This window comes from Chitinophaga caseinilytica (assembly GCF_038396765.1).
GTDB lineage: Bacteria > Bacteroidota > Bacteroidia > Chitinophagales > Chitinophagaceae > Chitinophaga > Chitinophaga caseinilytica.
This window is the reverse complement of the sequence record NZ_CP150096.1, coordinates 2,101,594-2,124,808: the sequence shown is the minus strand read 5'-3', so window position 1 is coordinate 2,124,808 and position 23,215 is coordinate 2,101,594. Positions and strand designations below refer to the sequence as shown.

Sequence of the window (23,215 nt, the reverse complement as noted above, 5' to 3'; positions counted from 1 at the left end):
GAAATGGGATTCGGGTTATCGTGAAATGATCATCCAGGCGTTACCGACTGCGCGGTTGGTGCCGTCGCTGGGGCGGTTGCGTACCTGCCAGACGTCGGCCAATGGATGTTTGATCATGAACGTGCTGCTGCCGCCGCCATCTACGTTCACGGCGATCGTGGAGCCGCAGGCTTTGAGCATCTGGCCCAGTTGCGTGATCGTGCAACCGTTGGAATAGTAGAAACTGCGGCCGTCCACCACGATGAAGTACATTTTCCCCTGTTCGTTCATGCCCACGCCGGTGCGGGGCTCCACGGAAAGGTCGGTTTGCGTGAGTATCTGATTGTTGCGCACCAGCATGGGGCCACCGCCCAGGGCGTCTTCCAGGTCATTTTGCTTCGCCACGAAATCGTCGCGGTCGCCGATGTAGGGTTTCCCGTTTTTCAGCACGCCGATGAACGTTGCGCTGCGCGCGTTGGCCCAGGTGGTTTTGAGGACTTTCCCGTCTTTCACGTAAATGCCGCGCGGTTCGCCGGTAGACGTGTTGAAGAAGTCTGCGTTCACCGCCGCCATCACGCGGTAGTCGGGTTTTTCCATGTACTTCGCTATGTCGGGAACGGTTTGCATGGCGTAGGCCGTGGCGTTGTACGGCGTTCCCGCCTGCAGGAGGATGTTCGGATGGTTGACGTCGACCTCCAGGATGAACGCGCGCATGGAATAGCCTTCGCGGGAAAGGTAGTGAATGTCGGTTTCCTTAATACCGGGGCTCACTTCGAACAGCGTATCGCTGAACACCTGCGCCATGACGCCGGCGCTGTCGAGGAGGCGCTGGGTGAGGGGGCTTTTCAAGGTAACCGGCGCCTGTGCCGCGGCTTCGTCTTTCTTGCAGCCGATGAGCAGGGCGTATGCCAGCGTCATCGCCCACACCATTTTATATTTATTCAGCATAAAAATCATGTTTCAGGATTAGTAATCGTCGTTTTGTTCGAGGTTGCCGTTGAGTGCCAGCTCGTTCATGGGCAGGGGATATTTCACTTCCCGGTCCATGATCCCGAGCGTAGCCACTGCTTTCCCGGTGCGCACGAGATCGTACCACCTGAACCCTTCGCCCAGCAATTCCTTCCTCCGCTCCAGCAACACGGCATCGAGGTAGGCGGCTTCGCCGGAAGGGTTAACGGGAGTCAGTCCACGCGCGGCGCGCAGCTCGTTGAGCCTCCCCAGCCCCGCGAGCCCCTGCGCTTCCGCGCTGATCAGGTACATTTCTCCCAGGCGGGCCACCACGATGGGGTCGGTGCCCGACTGGCCGCTGGGATACTTATTGATGACGCGCAATCCCTGGAAAGTTTCCACAGACATGGCGGTACGCTTGTCGTCCGCCGAAAACATATCCATCGTTTCCTGCGTGGGCCGGTACACGTAGCTGCCTTTCACGCTGTGGGCGTAGGTGTAGAAAAGCGTGCTCACCCGGATCGAGGATTCGATGGTCAGGTTCCTGAAGGAAAATATTTCCTCAGTATTGGCCGTGGCGCGGAAGATCTTTTCGAATGCGTCCAGCGCAAACGATCCGCTGCCGATCACTTCCTCCGCCAGCGCCGCCGCTTCCGGTTTCTTGCCTTGTGCCAATTTCACCCGCGCCATCAGCGCCTTTGCGCCCATGTTGGTCACTTTGTAATAGCCGCCGGAAGTATACGCCGGCGCTTGCGCGATAGCGATTTCCAGTTCCTTTTCGATGAACGCCCAGGTTTGCGCTTCGGTGTTGCGCGTTACTTTTTCGGAAGTATTTTTTTCCAGCACCGGCACGCCGCCCCAGCGGGTAACGAGGTTGTAATAGATGAGCCCGCGGAAGAAGTGCACGATCCCTTCAATTTCAGTTTTGCGGGCGGAAGGGCTCATCCGGCCAAGGGTTTCCAGCAGGTTGTTCACCTGGTACAGCGAGGAATAATACCCGTTCCAGGCGGCGGACATGAGCCCGTTCTCGGGCCGCAGCACGTTGCTGATAAAAGTATTCAGCCCCCCGTCGCTGGTAGCGCCGGAGTTGATGAGGTTGCCGCCCACGATGTCGAACGAAATGTACGACTCCGATCCGGGCGCGTTCTGCACCCTGTTGTACACGCCTGTCAAAAAGGCTTCCACGTCGGCTTCCGACAATGAATTGGTGGCTACCGCCGAATGCGATTTCACGTCCAGCATTTTGCTGCAGGATGCAACCGCGAGGCTGCCCATGATCAGTGCCGGTATCAATATTCTTTTCATGACGATGTTTGCTTCGGTTGTTTAAAAATGCAGGTTGATGCCGAAATTGAAAGAACGCGGCTGCGGCAGCACGAGGTTGTCTTCCCCGAGGAAACGCGGGTCCAGGTCGGACGATACTTCCGGATCGAGGCCGGAATATTTCGTCCACAGCGCCAGGTTATCCGCCTGCGCGTACACGCGCAAACGCTTGATGTGCGCACGTTGCAGCCAGGATTGCGGGAGTTCGTACCCTAATGAAACGGTCCGCACGCGCAGGAAACTCCCGTCTTCCAGCCACCGCGACGAGTTCGCCAGGTTATGCGCCTGGTTGTAGATCGCGCGGGGAACGGTATTGCTCGTGCCCGGCCCCGTCCACCGGGATTCGGCGATGCGTTTGAAATTGTTCGTCCCGTTCTGTCCCAGCCTTTCGACCATAATGCGCGACGTGGCATACACATCGCCGCCGTAGGTATAGTTGAGGAAAACCGTCAGGTCGAAATTTTTGTAGCGGAAAGTATTGTTCCATCCGCCGAAGAAGTCGGGATTGGAGCTGCCCACCACCTGGCGGTCGTTGATATCGATGACGCCGTCGCCGTTGAGGTCTTCGTAATGCACGTCGCCCGCGCGAACACCGGTCTTGTACTGCGGTTCGGGCACTTCCTTATCGTCCTGGAAAATGCCGAGCATTCTATATACCCAGATGCTGCCGATATCTTTCCCTACCTGCAGGCCGCGGTTGTTGCCGACGGAAAGCAGGTCGGTATTGCCGATGAGGGAAGTGATGCGGTTGCGGATGAAGGAGATGTTGAAATCCGACTGCCATTGCAGGTCGCCAAACCGGTAATTGGCGCTCACGGCGACTTCCAGGCCATTATTGCGCATGGAACCGATATTGCTCGTGATGCTGGTGAAGCCGGATGTAGCGTGGATGGGCATGTTGTACAGGAGGTTCGTCGTGTTTTTCACGAAGTAATCCACCGTGAAGTTGAGCGCACCTTTCCACAGGGCAATTTCCACGCCGGCATCGAACTGGTTGGCCTTTTCCCAGGTGAGGGCATTGTTGCCGAACCCGGTGATGGCGATCCCGCTTTTACCGTCGTAGTTAAATCCGCCGCCGGTCAAAGCCTGGTACGCGTAGTTGCTTACGCCTTCCTGGTTGCCGGTAGCGCCGTAGCTCATACGCAGTTTCAGGTCGGTAGCGGGCATCTGCCACCACGGCTCTTTAGACACCTGCCATCCCGCCGAAACGGAAGGGAAATATCCGTAACGGTTTTCCGGCGAAAAGCGTGACGACCCGTCGGTCCTGATGGAAGCGCCCAGCAAATACCGCTCCCGGAACGCTACGTTCGCACGCCCGAAATAAGATTCCATCGCGTTTCCATACAGGTTGGTAGTAGCGCTGTTGATAACGGAAGCCGCATCGAGCACGTCGAACGAAGGCGCGGGGAAACCGTTGCCGTCGATGCCGCTGGTAGACGTCATCACCCGCTGGAACGAATGTCCGCCGAGCACGTCCAGCTTCAGCTGACCGAAAAGTTTGGAATAGGTAAGGGTATTTTCGAGGAGGATGTTCGTCATCCAGCGGCGGTTATCCGCGATCCGCCCGTTGCCCGTTCCGTAGGGATGTTTGGCGTTGTAGTACACGTAATCGTTGGTAAGACCGAGATCCGTGCCGAAGGACGTTTTGTACGTCAGGCCGGGCAGGAGCCGCAGTTCCGCGAAGGCATTGCCGATCATACGATAGCTCTGCAATTGCGCCACTTCTTCTTTCAGGATCTGGATGGGATTGTGGTACACCAGGTCGGAAGTGCCTCCCACATAATAGGAGCCATCGGGCTTGTAGGGCCGGTCGAACGGCCGTTGCGGCAAGCTGCGCCCCATCACGGTGGAGCCGAGGTTGGAGCCGGGCACGCGGTTGTTGTCTGAGAAGCTGAAGCTCAGGTTCACACCGGTGCGCAGCCAGCTGAGGGGCTCGCTGGCAAGGTTGATGCGGCCCGTGTATTTTTTCAGGTCGTTATGGATGATGGTGCCCTGCTGGTTGAGGAAACCGCCCGAAATGTAATACGTGGTTTTATCGTTGCCGCCGGAAACGGACAGGTCTACGTTCTGCGACCAGGCTTTCCGCAGCACCAGGTCCATCCAGTCGGTATCGGGCAATCCGGGATAGGGATGGTCGATGCCCTGGATGAATTTGCTGTTGCCGGGTTCGTAGCCGTATTGTTTGTTGTAATTATCGATCGCTTCGTTGGCGACTTCGAGGTACAATTTCGAATCCGCCATTTTGATCTTGTGCAGGTTCATCACTTCCGACATGCCCGTCCACGCGTTGAGGCTCAGCTGGCCGGTGCCTTTCTTTCCGCTTTTGGTGGTGATGAGCACTACGCCGTTGGTGGCGCGGGAACCGTAAATGGCGGCCGATGCGGCATCTTTCAGCACTTCCACGGAGGCGATGTCTTGCGGGTTCAACTGCGAGAGCGGGTTCATCCGTCCACCGAAATTGAACATTCCGGCGTCGTGCGGAATGATGGGCACACCGTCGATCACGTACAGCGGCTCGTTGCTGGCGCTCAGCGATCCCGTTCCGCGTACGCTCACGCGCAGGCCTGACCCGGGCATCCCCGAAGCGGAAGAGATGTTCACGCCCGGCATGCGCCCCTGCAACATTTGGTCGGGCCCCAATACCGGCCGCGCGTTCAGTTCGTCGGGCCGGAAAGTGCTGATGGAACCGGTGAGCTCCGTCTTCTTTTGGGAGCCATATCCCACCACCACTACCTGCTGGATGTTGCGGGTTTCGCGCTGGAGGAAAACCTGCACGGGATTATCGTCCGTAACGGTTATGGTTTTGGAAGTGTAGCCGATGAAGGTGAATACCAGCGTGGCCGGAAGGTCTGCGTTCTGCACGGCGAAGCGCCCGTTGGCATCGGTTACCGTTCCGCCGGGTGCGCCTTTCAGGGCTACGGACACCCCGGGCAAAGGTTCCCTGCTGTCGGCGTCGGTCACCACACCTGCCAGTTTCACGGCGGCTTTCGCCGGCTCGTCGCGGCTCATGAGGATGACGGTTTTATCGACGATGCGGTACGTGAGCGGCGACCCGTCGAGGCATTTGTCCATCACTTCCCGGATCGATGCGTTCTGCATTTGCAGGGTGATGCGGCTGTTGAGGCGCGCGAGGTTCTCGTCTTTGAAAATAAAAAGGTAATCGCTTTGCTGGCGGATGATCTTGATGATGGTTTCCAGGCCGGCGTCGCGCACCTGGACGTTCAGCGGAATGTCTTGCACGCGAACGGCCGCTACAGACCGCATTCCGGCAAACAGCGCCAGCAGTAGCAAAAGGTGCAGGGCCGGAGGGGCCTTCCGCCTCCGGATGCCCGCGCCACCGGTCTGCGCCGCGGGATTCATGCGTTTCTTCATAACAAGTCGTGTGTTTTAATAATGCTAAAGTATGCTTCCGGGCATGGCATGGGCAGCACGGAAGGCGTCCCCTCCGATCGGCCACAGGCCAGCTTTTTAACTATTTTATCGGGATACTTTGACCGTGCGCCCTTCCACCGTAAAGTGGACGCCGGCCGTCAATTCCAGAATTTTCAGCGCCTCGGCCAGGTGTTCCTGTTTCCGCATGGCGCCCGTTACATGAATTTCCTTATCGAGCCCCGGTTCGTAGGCGACGTCCACATCGTACCACCGGCCCAGGTCGCGCATAACGGCAGACAGTTCGTCGTTCCGGAAAGTGATGATACCGTTCTTCCAGGCCACCGCGCTTTCCATATCGCCGTCATATTGCTTCAGCGATCCGGATTTGGGCGAGAAGGCAGACTCCTGGCCCGGCCTGAGCGTCACCTGCCGGCCGCCGCCCGTCACCCGCACCGCGCCTTCGAGCAAAGCGGTCGTGAATTGCTTTTCTTCCGTATATGCGTTAACGTTAAACTTCGTTCCCAGTACCTGCACTTTCATCCCGTCCACCATCACAAAAAACGGCCGCTGCACATCCGCCGCCACTTCGAAATAGGCTTCTCCGGTGAGGGAAACCAGTCTTTCCTTTCCGCCGAACGCCACCGGGTACTCCAGCCGGCTGGCGGCGTTGAGCCAGACCTTCGTGCCGTCAGACAGCCGAACGCGGTATTGCCCGCCGCGCGGCGTGATGAGCGTATTGCTTCCTCCACCGCTTCCTTCCTCCGATGCATACAGCAATTCCGCATCTTTCTTTTCCACATTGCCTTCGCCGATATGTCCGTCGGCGGTTTGGTCGAGCACCACGGTCTTCCCGTTGCGCAATACCAGCCGGGCTTTGTTGCCGCCCGGCGCGATGTTGCCGTTCACTTCCTCCGGAATATGCACATCCGCTTTGGCGACCGGTTTCATAGGCTGCGACTGGCGCATCAACACCGCCCCTCCCGCCAGGAGCACCGCTATCCCGCCAACGGCCGCGGCAGCGCGCCACCAGCCCATCCGGCGAACGGTCGTTGCCGGCTGCATCCGGGCGTGGATACCGGCCAGCAGGGATTCCTGCAATGCGGGATCGTACGCGGGGATGTTCCTTTCGCGGAACGCTTCCAGCAACAGCGTTTTCAGTTCCGTTGCGGGCGTATGTTCCAGGTAATGCAGCAACCAGCGGCGTTCATCGTCCGTCCAGTCCGGTTTGGCGAGCAGCTCCCGAAGATATTGTAATGGATCCTCCAAAGGCGGTCAGGTTTATAGTAAATACGCGGAAATTGAAAAAAGGGGGTTGGGGGAAGAAATATTTTTTTAGCCCAGCAGATGTGCTACGAGTGGCGCCCCCAGCGCCAGGGCCTGCCATTCCGGTTGCAGCCGCACGTATTCGCGGATGAACTGGCTGGCTTTCTGGATATGTTCCTTCACGGTATAGTGGGAAATCTGCAGTTCCGAAGCCGCCTCGGCATAGGTGCGGCCCTGTACCTTACATAGCAAAAACACTTTTTTCCGTTGCGGCGGCAACTGTTCGATGGCTTTTTCCAGCATTTCCAGCTGCAGGGAGGTATGGTCCCATCCGGGCTCGCCGGGCAGGTCGGTCAGGGATTCCAGGCCTTCTACGCGCAATTTTTCGCGAAGGTCTTTCCGCAGCCAGGAAACGGAGCGGTTGTAACTCACTACGAACAGCCAGTTGCCTGCGGGCTGGCCGGGTTTCAGCTGATGGCGCTTCTCCCAGAGGCGGATGAATACTTCCTGGACAATGTCCTGCGCGGCGGAAGGCTCGCGCACCAGCCGGCAGATATTGGCGTACACAGACGGGAAATACGCACGGTACAGCGCATCGAAAGCTTCGGTGCTGTTGTTGCGCAGAGCGTCTACCCATAATATTTCATCAGACTCCTTCCAGGTCATGCGAACCCCGTTTAATTGTAATGATGCCGGAACATGGCCCGGTTCGGCGCGCAAATTTTAGGCTTTTGGTTGATCGGTCATAAGGCCTGCCGGCAAATTAATAATAAAATAATACAAATCGCACTACTCGCGGACGAGGTGCGGCTGCAGGGAAGGGATTACCAGCGTTACGGCGGTGCCGGCGCCCGTGCGGCCGTCCCATTCGATGGTGCCGCCGAGGCCGGATACGTTTTGGCGGAGGATGTCGAGCCCAGAGCCGGGGCGCATCCGGTCTGCCGAAAACCCGATGCCGTCGTCTTCGATCGTCAGCGAAATATCGGGCGCGGCGAATTGTAGTTGTACGATGATGCTCGTTGCCTGTGCATGTTTCACGGCGTTTTGTATCAGTTCCTGCGCGATGCGGTACACCGTCAGCTCCGCACCGGGATCGAACCGGAAAGTGTTGCCGAAACTGTAATAATTGATCTGCGCGGGGCAGCAGGGCGCGAGGTTGCGGCAATGCGTATCCAGCGCTTCGTGGAGGCCGTAATGTTGCAGTGTTTCCGGCATGAGGCTGTGGGCGGTTTTGCGGACTTCGCGGGCGGCTTCGTCGAGCAGGGCGAGGGTTTGCAGGAAATCCGCCTGTTGCTGGGCCGGCAGTTGGTTTTGCAGGGCGCCGAGATGCAGGCGCACCGCGGCCAGGGTGCCGCAAACGCCGTCGTGAAGGCTCCTGGCGATGCGGCTCCGCTCCTTTTCTTCCACGTTCATGATGAGCAATGCCTTCTGGAGATCGTTGCTGGACCAGGGGCCCATTTCCATCCCCGCTTCCGCACCGGCTTCCAACGCCTTCAGCAAAACCGGGTTGTAGAAAAAGTTCGGGATATCGGCATCGCCGCGGCGATACAGCAATTGGGTATATTCGCGGCCGCCGAAAACCGGGCAGTTGAAAATGGTCGCGTAATATTGTTCTTCTTCCGGCGACAGCTTCCAGGAAAAATGTACTTCGAACGGCAGCAAATCTATCTGCGAAGCGTACTGCGTGCCGTGTTTGCAATAGGCCATGGCCAGTTCCACGAACTGCCGGGAAACGAACGCGGCTTCGGGCATATGGTGCCGGGGCGTCATGATCACGCGGGCCGCGTCGTCACTTTCCACGAGGTCGAAATCGAAAACGGTATGGAGGATGGGAAGGTAACGCTGGATGCGGAACATCCCTTCCCGCACGTTTTTGCTGTAACGGTATAATTGCCCCACGATCCCCAATGCGTCGAGGTTCGAGACATGGCCGATGTGCAACCCGATATGCGGATCGCCGGTAACGCGCACCGCCGATTCAAAAAAACCGGACAACATCCGCAAAGTAACCGGGTGCTGGAAAACCTCCAGCGTTTCCGGATCGATCCCCGAATCGCGGACGATCTGGTCTACCGGCCACCCGAGCTTTTCGCAGTAAATCAGGAGGATGTTCAACGCCTCAACGGTGGTTACCTGCGTGTCCATGCATTATTTGGATTTGGAAATTTTAGCTGCTTCCAGGGAATACGTATGCTGCAATGCAATAAAAATAGGCAATCTTTTCTTAAAAGCCCGCGCCCGGAAGCGCATTGCTTCCGGGCGACGAACAAAAATCAGAATGGCGGGCGTTGAACGGATCAGTTCTTATCGAGCTTTTGCAGGATCGTGAGCGTATTTTCTGCGTAGCGCACTACTTTAAAACCGGTTTTGTTTTCCAGGGTGATGATGTAGGTGTTGATACCTTCGGCCTGGAACTCGCGGATGTAGCGGATCTGGTGGTCGGGGCATTTTTTCATCAGCTTTTTGATCGCGGGCAGCGGCAGCGAAGCGTCGGTCACGAAGCGGGAAGTGGCGAGCAGGTTGCCGGAAGCGTCATAATAAGACTTCTCTCCCATGATGCTGTAGGCAGCTTTATACATGATGTCGGTACCGGGCGTAGCGGCGTTGGCTGTGGAAGCACCGAAAGAAACGATTACTGAGGCAAGAATGGCGATGAAAGTTTTCATGTGAGTAATTTTTATGTGATTAACGTTGTTGTTTGTTTGATGATTCAAAAGTATGAACGGTTTTAAACATCCTAAAACGAATAGTTATCAGCGGATGAGCGGCAAATGAAAACACCCCAAGTGTCCGATTTTGTACAAATCGGACAAAGCGCCAAATTCGCATCAAACCCTTTACAGCAGAGCGTTTCAACGGAAAAGCCCGTCGATTCGACGGGCTTCCGGGCCAAAAAGCCTTCAAAACCGGCTTAGGGCTAACTGGTTTTGGCTATACGCCGTTTTTTAAAACCGGACGATCCGCGCCCGGAATCGGACATTCCTACCAGTCAAATAGCCGGATCAGCGGAAAACCAGGTGACCAGGTGGGCCTCCCAGGCCGCGGGAACTTCCAGCTTCGCCGCGAGCTTTTCCAATACCAGCGCGGGCACCACGGCATCGCGGCTTCCGTTCTGACGGGCGAGCTGCCGCCACGGCACTTCCACATACACGATCCGCACCTGCGCACCATAACTATAGAACAGCTCCAGCAATTGCGTCCGCATCTGCCGCGTGGTGTTGGTGGCGTTCCAGACAAAACCCTCGCCCCGCCGCAGGAAAGCCCGCGCCCGCTCCTTCGCCGCCTGTATTACGCGACCGTTGCCGGCCGCGTCCGTCGGCGCTACGTCCATTTCGTTGCGAAGCCCGTCCAGCGATACGAGCGGTAGTTCCGGGAAGTGCTTCCGGATGAAGGTATCCTTTCCCGCCCCCGGCAAACCGCTCATCACCACTACTTCCGCGATGGGCGTATTGAACGGAACATAATCCGGATGCGCGTTTTCGCCGAGCAGGTAATGCATCCGCGCGTGGGGCGTGGCAAACTCCCGCGACGTGCCCCAGCATCCCTGCTCCTGGCAAAAGGCCTCGAAGCAATCGATCCGGTACAGCAATTCGTCGCGGTCGCCACAGATTCGGCCCATCACATCGGCCCGGGCGAGGATCGCCAGCAGCCGGGTATCCGCTTCCAGGCTTACTTTCACCAGTTCCTTCACGGGGTCCGGGCGCTCCAGGGCCCAAAGCGGGAAACCATGATATCGTACCAGCGCCACCACCTGCTCGCGGATGGCGAACGGTGCGGGGATGTCGCGGTAGAGGATATTGCGGGCCGTGAGCGCGCCTTTGCGTGCATGGCCGGGCGAGGAAATGCTTCCGTCCGCATCTATAATAGTCGTACTGCGTTTCTCCACGTCGTGCAGCAGCGCCGCCGCCCAGAGCACTTCCTGCTCCTGCGGCGGCAACTCCATGAAAGCCGCGTCTGCGCAAAGCGCCTCCAGCACCATGCGTGTATGCACAGCCACATCGCCTTCGGCGTGGTGCGCGGGGTCCTGGGGCGTTGCGGCCATATCGCGCACCCAGGCGAACGTTTGTTCGAGATGTTCCCAGGATTTGTTGTTACTGAGGGTCCACATAATTACCTCCTTCATTTTGAAGGGCTGCGCGCTTCCAGGTTTTCGTCCAGTGGACGCCTGTCTGCACATGCCCTTTTCTTACATATTTAAAAACATTCTCCGCGAATTCACCGGTCGTATATCCGCCGGCGTTGCGCGTCACGATCCCTTCCATCGTAGCGGGGCGGCCGGTAGCCGCATCGTGCGGACAAAAAGCACCGGCGCCGCCAGCTGCGGAAAGGATCGCTTTTTCGTAAGCGTCCCGGGCCGTGATCCGGGGAATGCTGATTTCAGGCACCACCGGCAAATCGAGCAGGCGGGCGTAAAATTTCGTTTCTTCCCAACTCAGCCATCTATCTTCCTCCCGCACTGCGAACACATAAAAATGATGATCGAGGCGGCGGTATTCGATGGAATGAACGGCATAGAGATTTTCGAGGAAGATCTCCAGCGGCCCGAGGTCGCGCTTCACCAGCTGCCAAAACCGGCGCAGGCTCTCCGTCCACGGAGAAACTGCAGGTGCCGCGTGCGACCGGGCGAAAACGCCGTACCGCGAAAGACAATTGTTTTCCCCGTCGAGCTTTTCGGTATGTACCAGTTCAGGAATGGCGCTGATGTGCTGCCAGTAATCGTAATTGATACGATCGTCGCTGCTGGTGCCGGGCGAAAACGGGTAATGATAGGTACGGCCGTATTTTGATGAAATAGCCATGTTTGTAGTTTTACTTCCAGCAATAAGGTTCCTGGCGCCCGGGCGGGCGCCTTGTCAAGGTTCAATATGTGGGAGCAATTACATGGCGCAAGGCTTGTATCGTTTGCGATTGGATGCAAAGTTACGTTAAATCACCGTCCGACGAATTGCGTTCGTCAATTGGCTATGCTGAAAATAAAAAGCCCGCGGCCGGAAGACCGCAGGCTGTGTTGTTACAGTTATGATTCATCTTTAAATATCGAATTTGATGCCCTGTGCCAGCGGCAGCTTCTTTCCATAATTAATGGTGCTGGTCTGGCGGCGCATGTAAGCCTTCCAGGCATCACTGCCACTTTCGCGGCCGCCGCCCGTTTCCTTTTCGCCCCCGAACGCCCCGCCGATCTCGGCGCCGCTCGTGCCGATGTTGACGTTGGCGATACCGCAGTCGCTGCCGGCGCAGGAAAGGAATTGTTCCGCTTCGCGAAGATTGAGCGTCATGATGGCAGACGACAATCCCTGCGGCACGTTGTTCTGTATCTCGATCGCTTCATCGATCGTGGAGAACGGCATGATATATAGAATAGGTGCGAAGGTTTCGGTTTGCACGATGGGAAAATCGGGCCGCACTTCGGCGATGCAGGGCTTCACGTAGCAGCCGCTTTCGAAGCCGGCGCCTTCCAATACTCCGCCTTCCACGATGAACCGGCCGCCCTGTTCCCTGCAGGCTGTGATGGCCTGAAGGTAGGTTTCCACGGCGGCTTTGTCGATCAGCGGGCCCACGTGATACTGTTCGTCGAGCGGGTTGCCGATGCGCAGTTGGCCGTAGGCTTTGACGAGTTTTTCGCGGAAGCGTTCGTATACATCTTTGTGGACGATGAGCCGCCGGGTGGTGGTGCAACGCTGGCCTGCGGTGCCGGCAGCGCCGAATACGGTGCCGATGAGCGCCATGTCGAGGTCTGCGTCTTTGGAAATGATGACCGCGTTGTTGCCGCCCAGTTCCAGCAGGCTCCGGCCGAAGCGCCCGGCCACGGTGGCGGCAACGGATTGCCCCATCCTGGAGGAGCCGGTGGCGGATACGAGGGGCACGCGCCCGTCTGCCGACATCCACATACCGGCTTCGCGGCCGCCGGAAAGGAGGCAGCTCACGCCTTCGGGGACGTCGTTCCTCTCGAATACCTCTGCTACGATGCGTTGGCAGGCAACGGCCGACAGCGGTGTTTTTTCGCTGGGCTTCCAGATGCACACATCGCCGCAAACCCAGGCAAGCGCCGCGTTCCAGCTCCAGACCGCCACCGGGAAGTTGAACGCGGAAATAATCCCCACGATCCCCAGCGGATGCCATTGCTCGTACATGCGGTGCTGCGGGCGCTCGCTGTGCATGGTGAGGCCATATAACTGGCGGCTCAATCCCACCGCGAATTCGCAGATGTCGATCATCTCCTGCACTTCTCCCAAACCTTCCTGCAGACTTTTCCCCATTTCATAGCTGACCAGCCTTCCCAGCGCCTGCTTCTTCTCGCGCAGCGCATCCCCGATCTGCCGCACGATTTCGCCGCGGCGGGGCGCTGGCACTTCGCGCCACTTGCGGAAGGCGGCTTCCGCCGTTTTCACCAGGTATTCATATTCCGCCGCCGATGCGCCGGTTACCGTGGCGATGAGCTTACCGTCTACCGGCGAATGCGAAGCGATATCGGCCCCTTCGCCCGCTTGCCATTTGGTGCCGGTGCTTACGCCCGACTGCCGCGTCAATATCCCTGTTTCCTGTAAAAAGTCCATTAGTGTTTATTGGTTTGTGAAGAATAGGTGCTTTCGAAGATCCGGTTGGCGTTGGCGGCTTCGAACCCCTCGCGCCGGTGCACCCTTTGTATTTCGGAAGTGGACAGGTGCGCGAAAGCCGGCAACACCCTGCGCTCGGCGAATTCCACGTACGATCCCGCGATCCGGGCCGTTTCCCCGTTCGCGAATTCCGCGTCGATCATACCGGCTACGGTAGAACTTTGGAGGAGCAGTCCATCGGGACTTTCCTTGTACTTCCCGCCGGAATCGTTCAGCACGAGCCCGTGCTTTTCCAGGAATGCGTTGAACCGGCCGATGTCGTTATACCCTTCCGGCAGATTATGCACGCTGATGGTAAAATGGTTCAGGTAATAGCGATTGTAGATCGCCCAGGACGCGTACTCGCTTTCCGCCGCCAGCGCACGGAAATCTTCCAGCGAAGGCAGGCGCCAGAGGCCGCTGTGGAGGAATTCATCGACGGCGGAAGCGCTGTCCAGATCGAGGGAAAGCACCGGGTCGGCGGTTACCTCGTTCGTATAGCTATGAATGATTTGCTGCACGCGCTCGGACAGATCGCCCACCCGCAGTTCACTGATGAAAATGCGCGGCAGTGCGGGATCGGGCGGAGCGTACCAGTAAGCGTTGAGTTTCTTTTCCGCGAAATGGTAATAATCGCGGCGGGTGTAGCCGTGGTGGAGGAAGATCCTTTCGAGCGACTGTATCCCCAGATTCGGCACGCCCATCGTGCGGAAAGCGATATGATCGTTCTCGATTTCGTTGCCGTGGCGGATAATGCCTTCGGCGATCATGGCGGATATAACTTTATCCACATCCGGAACACGTTCCCGATAGCGGCGCATGAGGCCGTCGAGGATGAGCTGGAGGGTTTGCATGTTGCGTGTTTTTAAAGTGATAATGCGGTTAAGGCTTCGTCGAGATGGCGGACCATATCCGCGGCGTTCTGTTTGCTGAAAACCAGCGGCGGCTTGATCTTCAGCACGTTATACAACGGCCCGTCCGTACTGAGGAGAAATCCCCTTTCCTTCATGCTTTCCACGAGGGCGTTGATTTCCGCGACGGCGGGCTCTTTGGTCAGGCGGTCTTTCACCATTTCCGCGCCCACGAACAAACCATGCCCGCGAACGTCGCTGATGACGGGGTGCTTGTCCATCAGGCCGCGCAATCCTTCCATCAAAAAGTTCCCCGTTTCCAGCGCGTGCTGCTGCATATTTTCGGATTGAATGACGTTCAGCACCGCGCGCCCCGTAGCCATGGATACGGGATTGCCGCCGAAAGTGTTGAAATATTCCATGCCGTTATTGAACGCGTCCGCGATCTCTTCGGTCACCACCACGGCTGCCAGCGGATGGCCGTTGCCGATGGGTTTGCCCAGCACCACGATATCCGGCTCCACGTTCTGCAGCTCGAAGCCCCAGAACTTTTCGCCTACTCTTCCGAAACCCACCTGCACTTCGTCGGCGATGCAGAGGCCGCCCGCTTCGCGGACGAGGCGGTAGACTTCCTGGAGGTAGCCATCGGGCAGGGGGATTTGTCCGCCCACGCCCAGCAACGTTTCGCAGATGAAGGCGGATATTTTTCCGGGGTTTTCCGCCAGTATTTTCTTCACGCTTTCGGCGTATTTCACACCGGCCTGCGAATCGTTGTACCCGAACGGACCGCGGTACAGATCGGGTGAATCGGCTTTATGGATGTAGGGCATCTGTCCGAAGCCGCCTTTCCCGTCGAATTTATACGGGCTCATTTCGATGGCAACGGTAGAAGTGCCGTGATAGGCGTGATCGAGCACCATAACGTCTTTCCGCTTCGTGAAATGCCGGCTCATGCGGATCGCCAGGTCGTTGGCTTCGCTGCCGGAATTCGTGAAGTAGCAGACTTTCAGTTTGGACGGCAGCGTGCGGGTAAGCTCTTTCCCGAATTCCACCAACTGATCGTTCAGGTAGCGGGTGTTGGTATTGAGCGTGGCGATCTGGCGCTGCATCGCTTTCACCACTACGGGATGGCAATGGCCGACGTGGCTCACGTTGTTCACGCAATCGATGTAGGTATCGCCTTTATCGTCGTACAGGTATTGCAAAGCGCCTTTCACGATCTTCAGCGGTTTTTTATAGCTGATGCTGAGGTTGCGGCCGATGAACTGGTGGCGCTCCTTCAGCAGCGGGCTGTAATCCACCTCCGGCTTCACCAGCGCCGGCATGCCGCAGGATTTGCGGAACACGTCGGCCGCTTTCACGGGATTGATGCGGATGAGTTTTTCCAGCAGCTCCCAGGCGTGGCGCTCCGTCACGAAGTGGTGGCCGTTATCCGAACCGTTCGCCGCCTGCATGGCCGATTCCGTGACGCTGATGCAGAGCCGCGCGGCGATGAGGTAATAGATCAAATCCACTTCCTGTTCGGTGAGCGGATAGGCGGAATGGTACCCTTCCACCACCCAGGCCGCGGCCTGCAGCGGATCTTCCGTGTTCAGCATGGCGTAGGTGCAGGCGATGGCCACGTTGTTGACGAGGGCGGAATAAACCATGTCCCCCAGATCGATCAACCCGCTTACTTCGCCGTTTTTCACCAATACGTTGTAATCGTTGGCGTCGTTATGAATGCAGGCATGCCGCAGGGCGCTGAGGACGGGCAGCACTTCCGTTTCGAACGCCAGGAGAAAATATCCCGCGATGCGGCGCTTCTCCGGATCGGTGATGCAATGGAGCTGCCGGTTGGCGTCTGCGGCGGTGTTCACGTCCCACACATACCGGCGGTGGAGCGCATCGTGCTGGAAATCCTGCAGCGATTCGTCGGTTTTGCCGAGAAACTGGCCGAGGCCGATGTAGAGGGATTTCGGTTTATCTTTCACATGCACCCAGCAATCGCCGTCGAGCCAGGTGAGGATGCGGACGTTGTATTGTTTGCCGTTGTTGAAGACGGGCGTGAGCTCCTGGCGGTTTTTATTCCGGAGGATTTGCTGAAACTTCATGACCACAGGGCTCACGGTGAGGTGATCGAGCAGGCGGAGCTGGGCGTCGAGGAAGGAATACGGCTTCTCTTCGCCCGTGATCTTGAGGATGAACTTCCGGCCAGACGCATCGATGATTTTGTAATTGTACTCGTCGTACCCCTGGAGTGTCTCCACTTCCACCGCAAGCAGGTAGTTCTTCTGCACCAGCTGCTGCACTTCGTTTGCTGTGAATTGCATGTTCGTTACTTGTTTTTCAATATCATTAAGAGATGCGCCGCCGACCAGCTGAAATTCCTGGCATTCAGTCCTTTTCCGGATAGCGGGTGATAGTTTTCATATATCGGCTGATCTGCCAGCAGCCCTTCGGCGCCGGTCAGCAACTTCGTTTCGAGTACTGCGGCCAGTTTGCGGTAGCCATATCTGCGGAGGCCTTCCGTCCCGAAAGCGAACTGGTCCAGCCACACGGGGCCGCGCCAGTAGCCGTCTTCGGGGTCGAATGCAGGATGGTCGATGGAAAGGGTGGGCAGCGGCACGCGGGCATTGAATTTCTTCGCGTCCTCCATTTTCGATTTTACGGCAGCGGCCTGCGCGGGCGTGGCGATCCCCGCCCACAGCGGGATCCATCCTTCCGGCCCGTCTACCGGCACATGTTTCGGCGCCCCCAGCATCCTGTCGCGGAAATACCCGGCCGGCGCGTCGTAAAAGCGGTCGCCGATCAGGCGCTTCAATTCCAGGGCCGCTTCCGTGAAATGATTCCGCTCCCCGGCCACGGCGCCCAGTCTGGCGAGGTACACTTTCTCGGCATAGAGGTAAGCGTTCAAATCGACGCTTTCCTGGTTGAGCGACCATGCCGCAGCATTATTCTTCAGCATCACGGCACTGTCGAACCGCACGGCGTTGTCCATCCCGCTTTCCCAGGCGGCGGCGATGCGCGTACCGTCGGTGGAGCCATATTCGCACAAGCCGTTATTATCGTGATCGCGGTGTTTATACCACCATTCGTGGTAACGGACGAGCTTCGGCCACATTTCCCGGACGAAAGCTGTGTCTTTCGACGCACGGAACACTTCCCAAACGCCCCATGCGGCCAGCGGCGGCTTGGTATCGCGCCAGTTGTTCTCGGATTTATCGGCGTAGATGCAATCGGCGATCATCCCATACTCATCCTGGTAATCGAACATGCTGCGGATGTTGTTTTTCGCCAGCCTGGGGAAGAACGTGGCGATGCCGGCAGCCTGTTTCCAGCTGTCCCAGCTCCACACGCCGTAAAAGCCCTGATAGTTGACAGACGGGAAAACGCCATCATGCAGAATATCCCGGGATGCGCTGCGCCAGTTGGTCATGAGCGTAACGATGCCTTTTACGGCGAGGCGTTTTTCATCGTTGGACAGGCGCTTCGTGCCTGCAAAGTACCTCGACAGATAACCGTTCCAACGGGCAGCGTTTTTCTTCAGTTCTGTATTAAAATCGTATTGATTATTGGGATGATGACCGTCCGGCGCGAACGAGTGGCGCTGGGTTTGATCGAAAGTCGCCCCCGGCCGGAGGCTCGCTTTCCAAACCGCGGCGTACCCAAGGCTGTCGGCGTATGTGGAATCGGTGGCGGGCCATGTGATGGAGAACCGCTGTCCTTCCAAACCCGTATTTTTCACTTCCATCCCTTTCACCCGGCCAGAATATGCTACCCGCAATTGCACCGGATTCGTGCTATGGTTGCGGATCTGCGTGTGCAGCAGGGATTCCCGCCCGGATACGAAAATGAGTTGCTGGCGAACGGAAATATCTTTCCAGACAAACGACTGCTCCAGCATCCCCGGGAAATAATGAATTTCGGCCTTCGCTCCCGCGAAATCGCGCTGCTGGCCATTTACCGCTACCGCCAGGCGGGAAACGGCGTCGGAAAGCCAGCGGCCGTTCATATCCATCACCAGCGGCCCTGTAAACGCGCCATAGTCTTTCGGTTGCAGTGGCAATGCGTACGCATGCCAGGCGCCCATGTCGCTGAAAACGTTCTGTTCGATGCGTTTGCCTTCCGGCGGATCGGCGCGGAGATCGAGCACGTCAGGAAAAAGGGCGCGCTGTCCGAACGCGCCCGGTACTACACCTATCGTCAATATGAAGAAAAATATCTTTTTCATGGGGCGGCCGGTCGAAGGATGAACGAATATTGATAATCGCGGTACGGCAGCATGTATTCCGCGTGCGGCGTGGCGCCCCAGGAATTGTCGCCGCCCACGCCCGACTGTTTGTAATCGATATTCCACCACACCATATCGTCGTTGGTCATGGAACCACCGTGTACATTTTCCGGTGCGTGCCGGTCAAATTCGAGGCGATTCATGTCGAAATGCAGCACGCCCGTGCAAATGAGCGGCAAGCCGTATGCAGCGAGCCCATGGCCCTGCGCATCGGTGAGCGAAATTTTGCGAACGTCTGTCCGGTAGCCGCTTTCCTGCGCCCGGGCATATGGATGGAAGAGGCTATCGGCCTTCATCCGGTACAGCCCAACGGCGGCGGCGGTTTTGCGGTCTTCGTAGTTATCGAACGGCCCGCGCCCGAACCACGATACGTTATCGAATTTTCCTTTCAGCAGCACGCGCATGCCGAACCGGGGCAGCTCGGGCTGGAAGGATTTCCCGGCTTTCATCTCCACGTTTACCTGTACGGCTCCATCGTCCATCACGCGGTATTGCGACTGATACACCGCATCCACCGCCGGGAGGCGATGTTCCGCGGAAACGATCGTTTCACCCGCGGCGTTTTTGTCTACCCGGATGAACGTCAGCTGCGCGGATTGCAAAACGTCCTTCCACACCGCGCACCGCATCTGCTGGCTGTTGCCAATATCGTTATCCGTAGCGGCGCGCCAGAAATGCGGCTCCAGGGGCGATAGTAACATTTCTTCGCCACGCAGCACATACTGGTTCAGCCAACCGGATTTCTTATCGAAGGCAATTTCAAAATCCTTCCCGCTGAAACGGATGGTTTGTTCGTTCTCTGTATAAGTTGCGGACCGGCCGTTCCATTTCGGCGCCTGAAAATCTTTCGGGGCCAGGGGCAATTGCTCCCAGGCCGCGAGATGCCCCGCTGGTACGAGAGGCGAGGCTTCCCGGGTACGGGCTTCCACCGTCAGGAAATATTCGGATGTACCGTCCATCGGCGGCAAGGGGAAAGAAAGGGTTTTCGTGGAACGGGGCGCCACATCCACCGGCCCCCACTTCCCTTCCGCGATCTTCTCACCATTACGCGATACCGACCAGGAGAAATCGAATGCACCGAGGTCCGTGAAATCGAGGCGATTGGTCAACTGGATGGAATTGGCCGACATCGGCACCGGCGCGAACGTCACCGGCTGAATCACTTTTTTGAATTCGAAAGCCTGCGGATGCGGCGTGCGGTCGGCGGCGAAAAGCCCGTCGGCGCAGAAGCTCGTATCGCTGGTAGCGCCTACGTTCCCCATATCGCGGCCATAGGCCCAGATATCGCGTCCCTGTTTATCTTTCGTTTTAAAAGTCTGATCGGAAAAATCCCAGATAAACCCGCCCTGCAATTGTGCATGTTTGTAAATGAGGTCCCAATAATCCTGGAGATTACCGCCGCCATTGCCCATCATGTGCGCATATTCGCACTGGATGTAGGGCCTGTCGCGCCAGCGGCGCACATATTCCAGCATCGTGGCGGTAGACTTGTACATCGGGCAAATGATATCGGTGTACGCATTGCGCTCCGCGGATTCGTACTGCACGGGGCGCGTATCGTCTTTCGATTTCAGGTATTGATAGGTGGCGATGAAATTTTCCCCGAAACCGCTTTCGTTGCCGAGGCTCCAGGTGATGATGGATGCATGGTTCTTGTTCGCTTCGAACATCCTGCGGGTCCGGTGCAGGTAGGCTTCTTTCCATTCCGGTTTGTCGGACAGCGTTTTGGAAGGATGGAAATACATCCCGTCGCATTCGATGTTCGCTTCATCCACCACGTACAAACCGTATTCGTCGCACAGCCGGTACCAGTCGGGGCTATTGGGATAATGGCTCGAACGCACCGCATTGACGTTGTATTGTTTCATCAGGCGGATATCGTTGACCATGCTTTGAACCGTAATCACTTTCCCGGTGTGCATATCGTGCTCATGGCGGTTCACGCCTTTGATCTTCACGGCCACACCGTTGACGAGCAGGAGCCCGCCGCGGATTTCCACCGTCCGGAATCCCGTTTTCTGCGCGATGCTTTCCACGGTCCGGCCATTTTTATCGAACTGGGTAATGAGCAGTGTATAAAGATGGGGATGCTCCGCATTCCAGCTTTTTACATGGCGCAGGCCGGTTTCGAAATGGTAACGGGTTTGTTGTTGCAGCGGTTGTTGCTGCCGGAAGACGGGCTTCCCGTCTGCATCGAGCAACTTCACTTCCAGCCGGCCTCCCGGTGCGGGGGCGTTCATCGTCACATCCAGTTGAAATATTCCGTTTTGATAAGTACTGTCCAGCAGCGATTTCACGAAAAAATCCTGCACGCCCGCCTGCGGTCTTGCGATCAGTTCCACGCTCCGCTCGATGCCCGACAATTTCCACATGTCCTGCCCTTCGAGGTACGTGGCATCGCTGAACCGGAATACCTGGACGGCGATCGTGTTTTCGCCTTTGCGGAGGAATTTCGTGACGTCGAATTCTGCGGCGGTTTTGCTGTCTTTGCTCAAGCCTACGTACTTTCCGTTTATCCAGCAATAAAAAAACGAATTGACGGCGCCCAGCCGCAGTACGATGCGTTTGCCGTTCCAGTTGTCCGGCACCTGGAAGCTCCGGCGATAGGAGCCCACGGGATTATCGTTTTCCGGCGGGAACGGCGGGTTCACGGGAATGGGGTATTCCACGTCCGTGAAAATGAACCGGTCGAAGCCTTCCGTTTGCCAATGCGCCGGCACTTTGATTTCCTTCCAGTTTTTCACGTCGAAGGCGTCGGAGAAAAAGTTGTCTGGCCGCTGCGCGGGATTGGGGGAAAGATGGAAGCGCCACATGCCGTCGAGCGACAATACATTCGGCGAAGCTTTCCGCGAGATGGCGTCTGCTTCGGAAGCGGCCGGGATGAACGAGGCGTGCGGTGCCAGGGTGTTTTCGGTTTGAACGGCCGGGTTTTGCCAGGGTTGTTGCGCCCTGGCGGCCGATAAAAGGAAGCAAATCATGCCGATGCTCCATCCGATGCGATATTTCATGCTTTCCGTGCTAATGGTGAAAAAGGCGCCGGCGCGGGTTAAGGCGCGCCGGCGCGGGAGAATCAATACAGGTGATTTTGCTTTAACAGCGGATTTACGCTGATTTCCTTCAGTGGTATAGGGTAACGGATGTGTTTATCTTCCACATATTCTTTGGCGCCAGGTTTACCATGTGCCGTCATGATGTTTTTGATATTCATTTTCGCGGTGTTGCCACGGCCCCAGCGGATGAGGTCGAACCAGCGGATGCCCCATTCCATCGACAGTTCCACCGGGCGTTCCACGTTGCGGATATGTTCGCGCAGCTGTTCCTTGTTCATACCGGCAATGGGCGCAGCTTTACTGCGAACGCGCACTTCGTTGATAAAACCGATCGCTTCGCCGGTCTTGTTGTTTTCGTTCGCGGCTTCGGCGAGCATGAGCAGCACGTCTGCATAGCGGATGATGGAGATGTTGTACCCCACGTATGCGCCGCTCCGGTCGTTCGGATAAGCGTATTTATTGAAGTACACCTGACGCACCATGGTGCCTTTCACATCCGCATATGGGATTTTGGAAGCCGGCACGCCGAGGTCCCACATATAGGAATTCGGATCGTCGAAGAAGATGGTGCCGTACACGCGGTCGCTGTATCCGCCACCGGGCGTTTTGTCGTTTTTCAGTGTGGTTACCAGCCAGTCGGACGGGTACATGAGCTCCCAACCGTCGAGCGCACCGGGGCGCACTTCGAAGTTGAAGGGATGGCGTTCGTCAGATACGGAGCGGTCTCCGCTCCATTGGATCTCGAAGATGGATTCCGGTCCGTTTTCCTTGGTGCCGTTGAAGTTGTCGACATAATTGGCGTTGAGGGAATATTTGCCATAGATCTCGCGGAACTTGGCTTCGGCCTGCGCCCATTTCTCCTGGAACAGGAACATTTTGCCGAGCATGGCCGTGGCAGCGCCTTTCGTAGCGCGACCAACATATTCGGCGCTATACGACGGGGGCAGTACGGCTTCTGCTTCGGTGAGGTCTTTTTCGATCTGGGCCCACACTGCTTCCTTGGTAGCCTGCGGCACCTGGAGCTTGGCGAGGTCTTTTTCGAAAGCGAGTACCAGCGGCACGTTCTCGAAGCCGTTTACGAGGAGGAAGTAATTGTAGGCGCGGAGGAATTTCGCTTCGGCCACGATCTGGTTGCGCTCGGCTTCCGTCATCACGCTGATGCCGGGCACTTTGGCGATCACCTGGTTGGCGCGGCCGATGCCGGTGTAGCAGGTGGCCCACAGGCTCCAGGAGCCCGCGTCTTCGGCACTGTTCACGAATGCTGCGAGGTTCTTGCCGTAAGGTTCGTTTTTGTTGTTGTCGATATCGTCCCCTTTATAATTGAGTGTGGTGTATACCGATTCGAACCAGGTCCATTTGGAGCCATCGTATGCCTGCAGCGCGGCGTATGTGGCGGTGATGCCCTGCAAGGCGTGCTGGCGGGTAGACCAGAAAGTGTTTTCGGTGAGGTTTTGCTTATCGTCCAGTTCCAAAAACTTGTCGGAGCACGCCGTGAAGAGCGTGGTGGCAGCGAGGAATCCAAGGGCGGCTATTTTCAATTTCATAATGTTCTTTTTTTGTTGC

General features: G+C 57.3%; 15 protein-coding genes. All 15 read right to left on the bottom strand.

Annotation, left to right across the window (positions count from 1 at the left end; genetic code table 11):
- Positions 1-15: 15 nt before the first annotated feature.
- The 15 genes from WJU22_RS09010 to WJU22_RS08940 all read right to left on the bottom strand — a co-directional run bounded on the left by WJU22_RS09010 (position 16) and on the right by WJU22_RS08940 (position 23,196).
- Positions 16-927 carry a phosphodiester glycosidase family protein gene (locus WJU22_RS09010; RefSeq protein WP_341842909.1) on the bottom strand — a complete coding sequence of 304 codons (912 nt, stop codon included), beginning with the start codon at positions 925-927 and terminating at the stop codon, positions 16-18.
- An 18-nt stretch (positions 928-945) separates the two neighbouring features.
- Positions 946-2,232 (bottom strand): RagB/SusD family nutrient uptake outer membrane protein, encoded by a 1,287-nt coding sequence (locus WJU22_RS09005; protein ID WP_341842908.1) that lies wholly within the window; start codon positions 2,230-2,232, stop codon positions 946-948.
- A gap of 21 nt (positions 2,233-2,253) precedes the next feature.
- On the bottom strand, positions 2,254-5,622 hold the full coding sequence (locus tag WJU22_RS09000; protein WP_341842907.1) for a TonB-dependent receptor: 3,369 nt from the start codon (positions 5,620-5,622) through the stop codon (positions 2,254-2,256).
- A gap of 105 nt (positions 5,623-5,727) precedes the next feature.
- Positions 5,728-6,888, bottom strand: a complete 1,161-nt coding sequence (locus WJU22_RS08995) for a FecR family protein (protein ID WP_341842906.1) — start codon at positions 6,886-6,888, stop codon at positions 5,728-5,730.
- A gap of 66 nt (positions 6,889-6,954) precedes the next feature.
- The gene (locus WJU22_RS08990) at positions 6,955-7,551 is read right to left on the bottom strand and encodes a sigma-70 family RNA polymerase sigma factor (RefSeq protein WP_341842905.1); all 597 of its coding nucleotides are present in this window, start codon (positions 7,549-7,551) and stop codon (positions 6,955-6,957) included.
- A gap of 123 nt (positions 7,552-7,674) precedes the next feature.
- Positions 7,675-9,030, bottom strand: coding sequence for an AraC family transcriptional regulator ligand-binding domain-containing protein (locus WJU22_RS08985; protein WP_341842904.1), 1,356 nt, complete (start codon positions 9,028-9,030; stop codon positions 7,675-7,677).
- A 152-nt stretch (positions 9,031-9,182) separates the two neighbouring features.
- Positions 9,183-9,551 carry a hypothetical protein gene (locus WJU22_RS08980; protein WP_341842903.1) on the bottom strand — a complete coding sequence of 123 codons (369 nt, stop codon included), beginning with the start codon at positions 9,549-9,551 and terminating at the stop codon, positions 9,183-9,185.
- A gap of 323 nt (positions 9,552-9,874) precedes the next feature.
- On the bottom strand, positions 9,875-10,993 hold the full coding sequence (locus WJU22_RS08975) for an AAA family ATPase (protein WP_341842902.1): 1,119 nt from the start codon (positions 10,991-10,993) through the stop codon (positions 9,875-9,877).
- Positions 10,977-11,684: an RNA ligase family protein gene (locus tag WJU22_RS08970; RefSeq protein WP_341842901.1), complete on the bottom strand. Its 708-nt coding sequence runs from the start codon at positions 11,682-11,684 to the stop codon at positions 10,977-10,979. The genes WJU22_RS08975 and WJU22_RS08970 overlap by 17 nt, the downstream gene beginning before the upstream one ends.
- Positions 11,685-11,915: 231 nt before the next feature.
- On the bottom strand, positions 11,916-13,439 hold the full coding sequence (locus tag WJU22_RS08965) for an aldehyde dehydrogenase family protein (protein WP_341842900.1): 1,524 nt from the start codon (positions 13,437-13,439) through the stop codon (positions 11,916-11,918).
- Positions 13,439-14,332: a DUF1338 domain-containing protein gene (locus WJU22_RS08960; RefSeq protein WP_341842899.1), complete on the bottom strand. Its 894-nt coding sequence runs from the start codon at positions 14,330-14,332 to the stop codon at positions 13,439-13,441. The genes WJU22_RS08965 and WJU22_RS08960 overlap by 1 nt, the downstream gene beginning before the upstream one ends.
- 11 nt (positions 14,333-14,343) lie before the next feature.
- Positions 14,344-16,641, bottom strand: coding sequence for an aminotransferase class III-fold pyridoxal phosphate-dependent enzyme (locus tag WJU22_RS08955; protein WP_341842898.1), 2,298 nt, complete (start codon positions 16,639-16,641; stop codon positions 14,344-14,346).
- A gap of 5 nt (positions 16,642-16,646) precedes the next feature.
- Entirely contained in the window at positions 16,647-18,542 is a 1,896-nt protein-coding gene (locus tag WJU22_RS08950; RefSeq protein ID WP_341842897.1) for an MGH1-like glycoside hydrolase domain-containing protein, read from the bottom strand.
- Positions 18,539-21,610: a glycoside hydrolase family 2 TIM barrel-domain containing protein gene (locus tag WJU22_RS08945; protein ID WP_341842896.1), complete on the bottom strand. Its 3,072-nt coding sequence runs from the start codon at positions 21,608-21,610 to the stop codon at positions 18,539-18,541. The genes WJU22_RS08950 and WJU22_RS08945 overlap by 4 nt, the downstream gene beginning before the upstream one ends.
- 62 nt (positions 21,611-21,672) lie before the next feature.
- Positions 21,673-23,196 carry a RagB/SusD family nutrient uptake outer membrane protein gene (locus WJU22_RS08940; RefSeq protein ID WP_341842895.1) on the bottom strand — a complete coding sequence of 508 codons (1,524 nt, stop codon included), beginning with the start codon at positions 23,194-23,196 and terminating at the stop codon, positions 21,673-21,675.
- Positions 23,197-23,215: the final 19 nt, after the last annotated feature.

What these genes read in the sequence shown, in the direction of transcription:
- WJU22_RS09010 (WP_341842909.1), bottom strand. Translation starts at nt 927, where the DNA reads ATGCTGAATAAATATAAAATGGTGTGGGCGATGACGCTGGCATACGCC.
- WJU22_RS09005 (WP_341842908.1), bottom strand. Translation starts at nt 2,232, where the DNA reads ATGAAAAGAATATTGATACCGGCACTGATCATGGGCAGCCTCGCGGTT.
- WJU22_RS09000 (WP_341842907.1), bottom strand. Translation starts at nt 5,622, where the DNA reads ATGAAGAAACGCATGAATCCCGCGGCGCAGACCGGTGGCGCGGGCATC.
- WJU22_RS08990 (WP_341842905.1), bottom strand. Translation starts at nt 7,551, where the DNA reads ATGACCTGGAAGGAGTCTGATGAAATATTATGGGTAGACGCTCTGCGC.
- WJU22_RS08985 (WP_341842904.1), bottom strand. Translation starts at nt 9,030, where the DNA reads ATGGACACGCAGGTAACCACCGTTGAGGCGTTGAACATCCTCCTGATT.
- WJU22_RS08980 (WP_341842903.1), bottom strand. Translation starts at nt 9,551, where the DNA reads ATGAAAACTTTCATCGCCATTCTTGCCTCAGTAATCGTTTCTTTCGGT.
- WJU22_RS08975 (WP_341842902.1), bottom strand. Translation starts at nt 10,993, where the DNA reads ATGTGGACCCTCAGTAACAACAAATCCTGGGAACATCTCGAACAAACG.
- WJU22_RS08970 (WP_341842901.1), bottom strand. Translation starts at nt 11,684, where the DNA reads ATGGCTATTTCATCAAAATACGGCCGTACCTATCATTACCCGTTTTCG.
- WJU22_RS08965 (WP_341842900.1), bottom strand. Translation starts at nt 13,439, where the DNA reads ATGGACTTTTTACAGGAAACAGGGATATTGACGCGGCAGTCGGGCGTA.
- WJU22_RS08960 (WP_341842899.1), bottom strand. Translation starts at nt 14,332, where the DNA reads ATGCAAACCCTCCAGCTCATCCTCGACGGCCTCATGCGCCGCTATCGG.
- WJU22_RS08955 (WP_341842898.1), bottom strand. Translation starts at nt 16,641, where the DNA reads ATGCAATTCACAGCAAACGAAGTGCAGCAGCTGGTGCAGAAGAACTAC.
- WJU22_RS08950 (WP_341842897.1), bottom strand. Translation starts at nt 18,542, where the DNA reads ATGAAAAAGATATTTTTCTTCATATTGACGATAGGTGTAGTACCGGGC.
- WJU22_RS08945 (WP_341842896.1), bottom strand. Translation starts at nt 21,610, where the DNA reads ATGAAATATCGCATCGGATGGAGCATCGGCATGATTTGCTTCCTTTTA.
- WJU22_RS08940 (WP_341842895.1), bottom strand. Translation starts at nt 23,196, where the DNA reads ATGAAATTGAAAATAGCCGCCCTTGGATTCCTCGCTGCCACCACGCTC.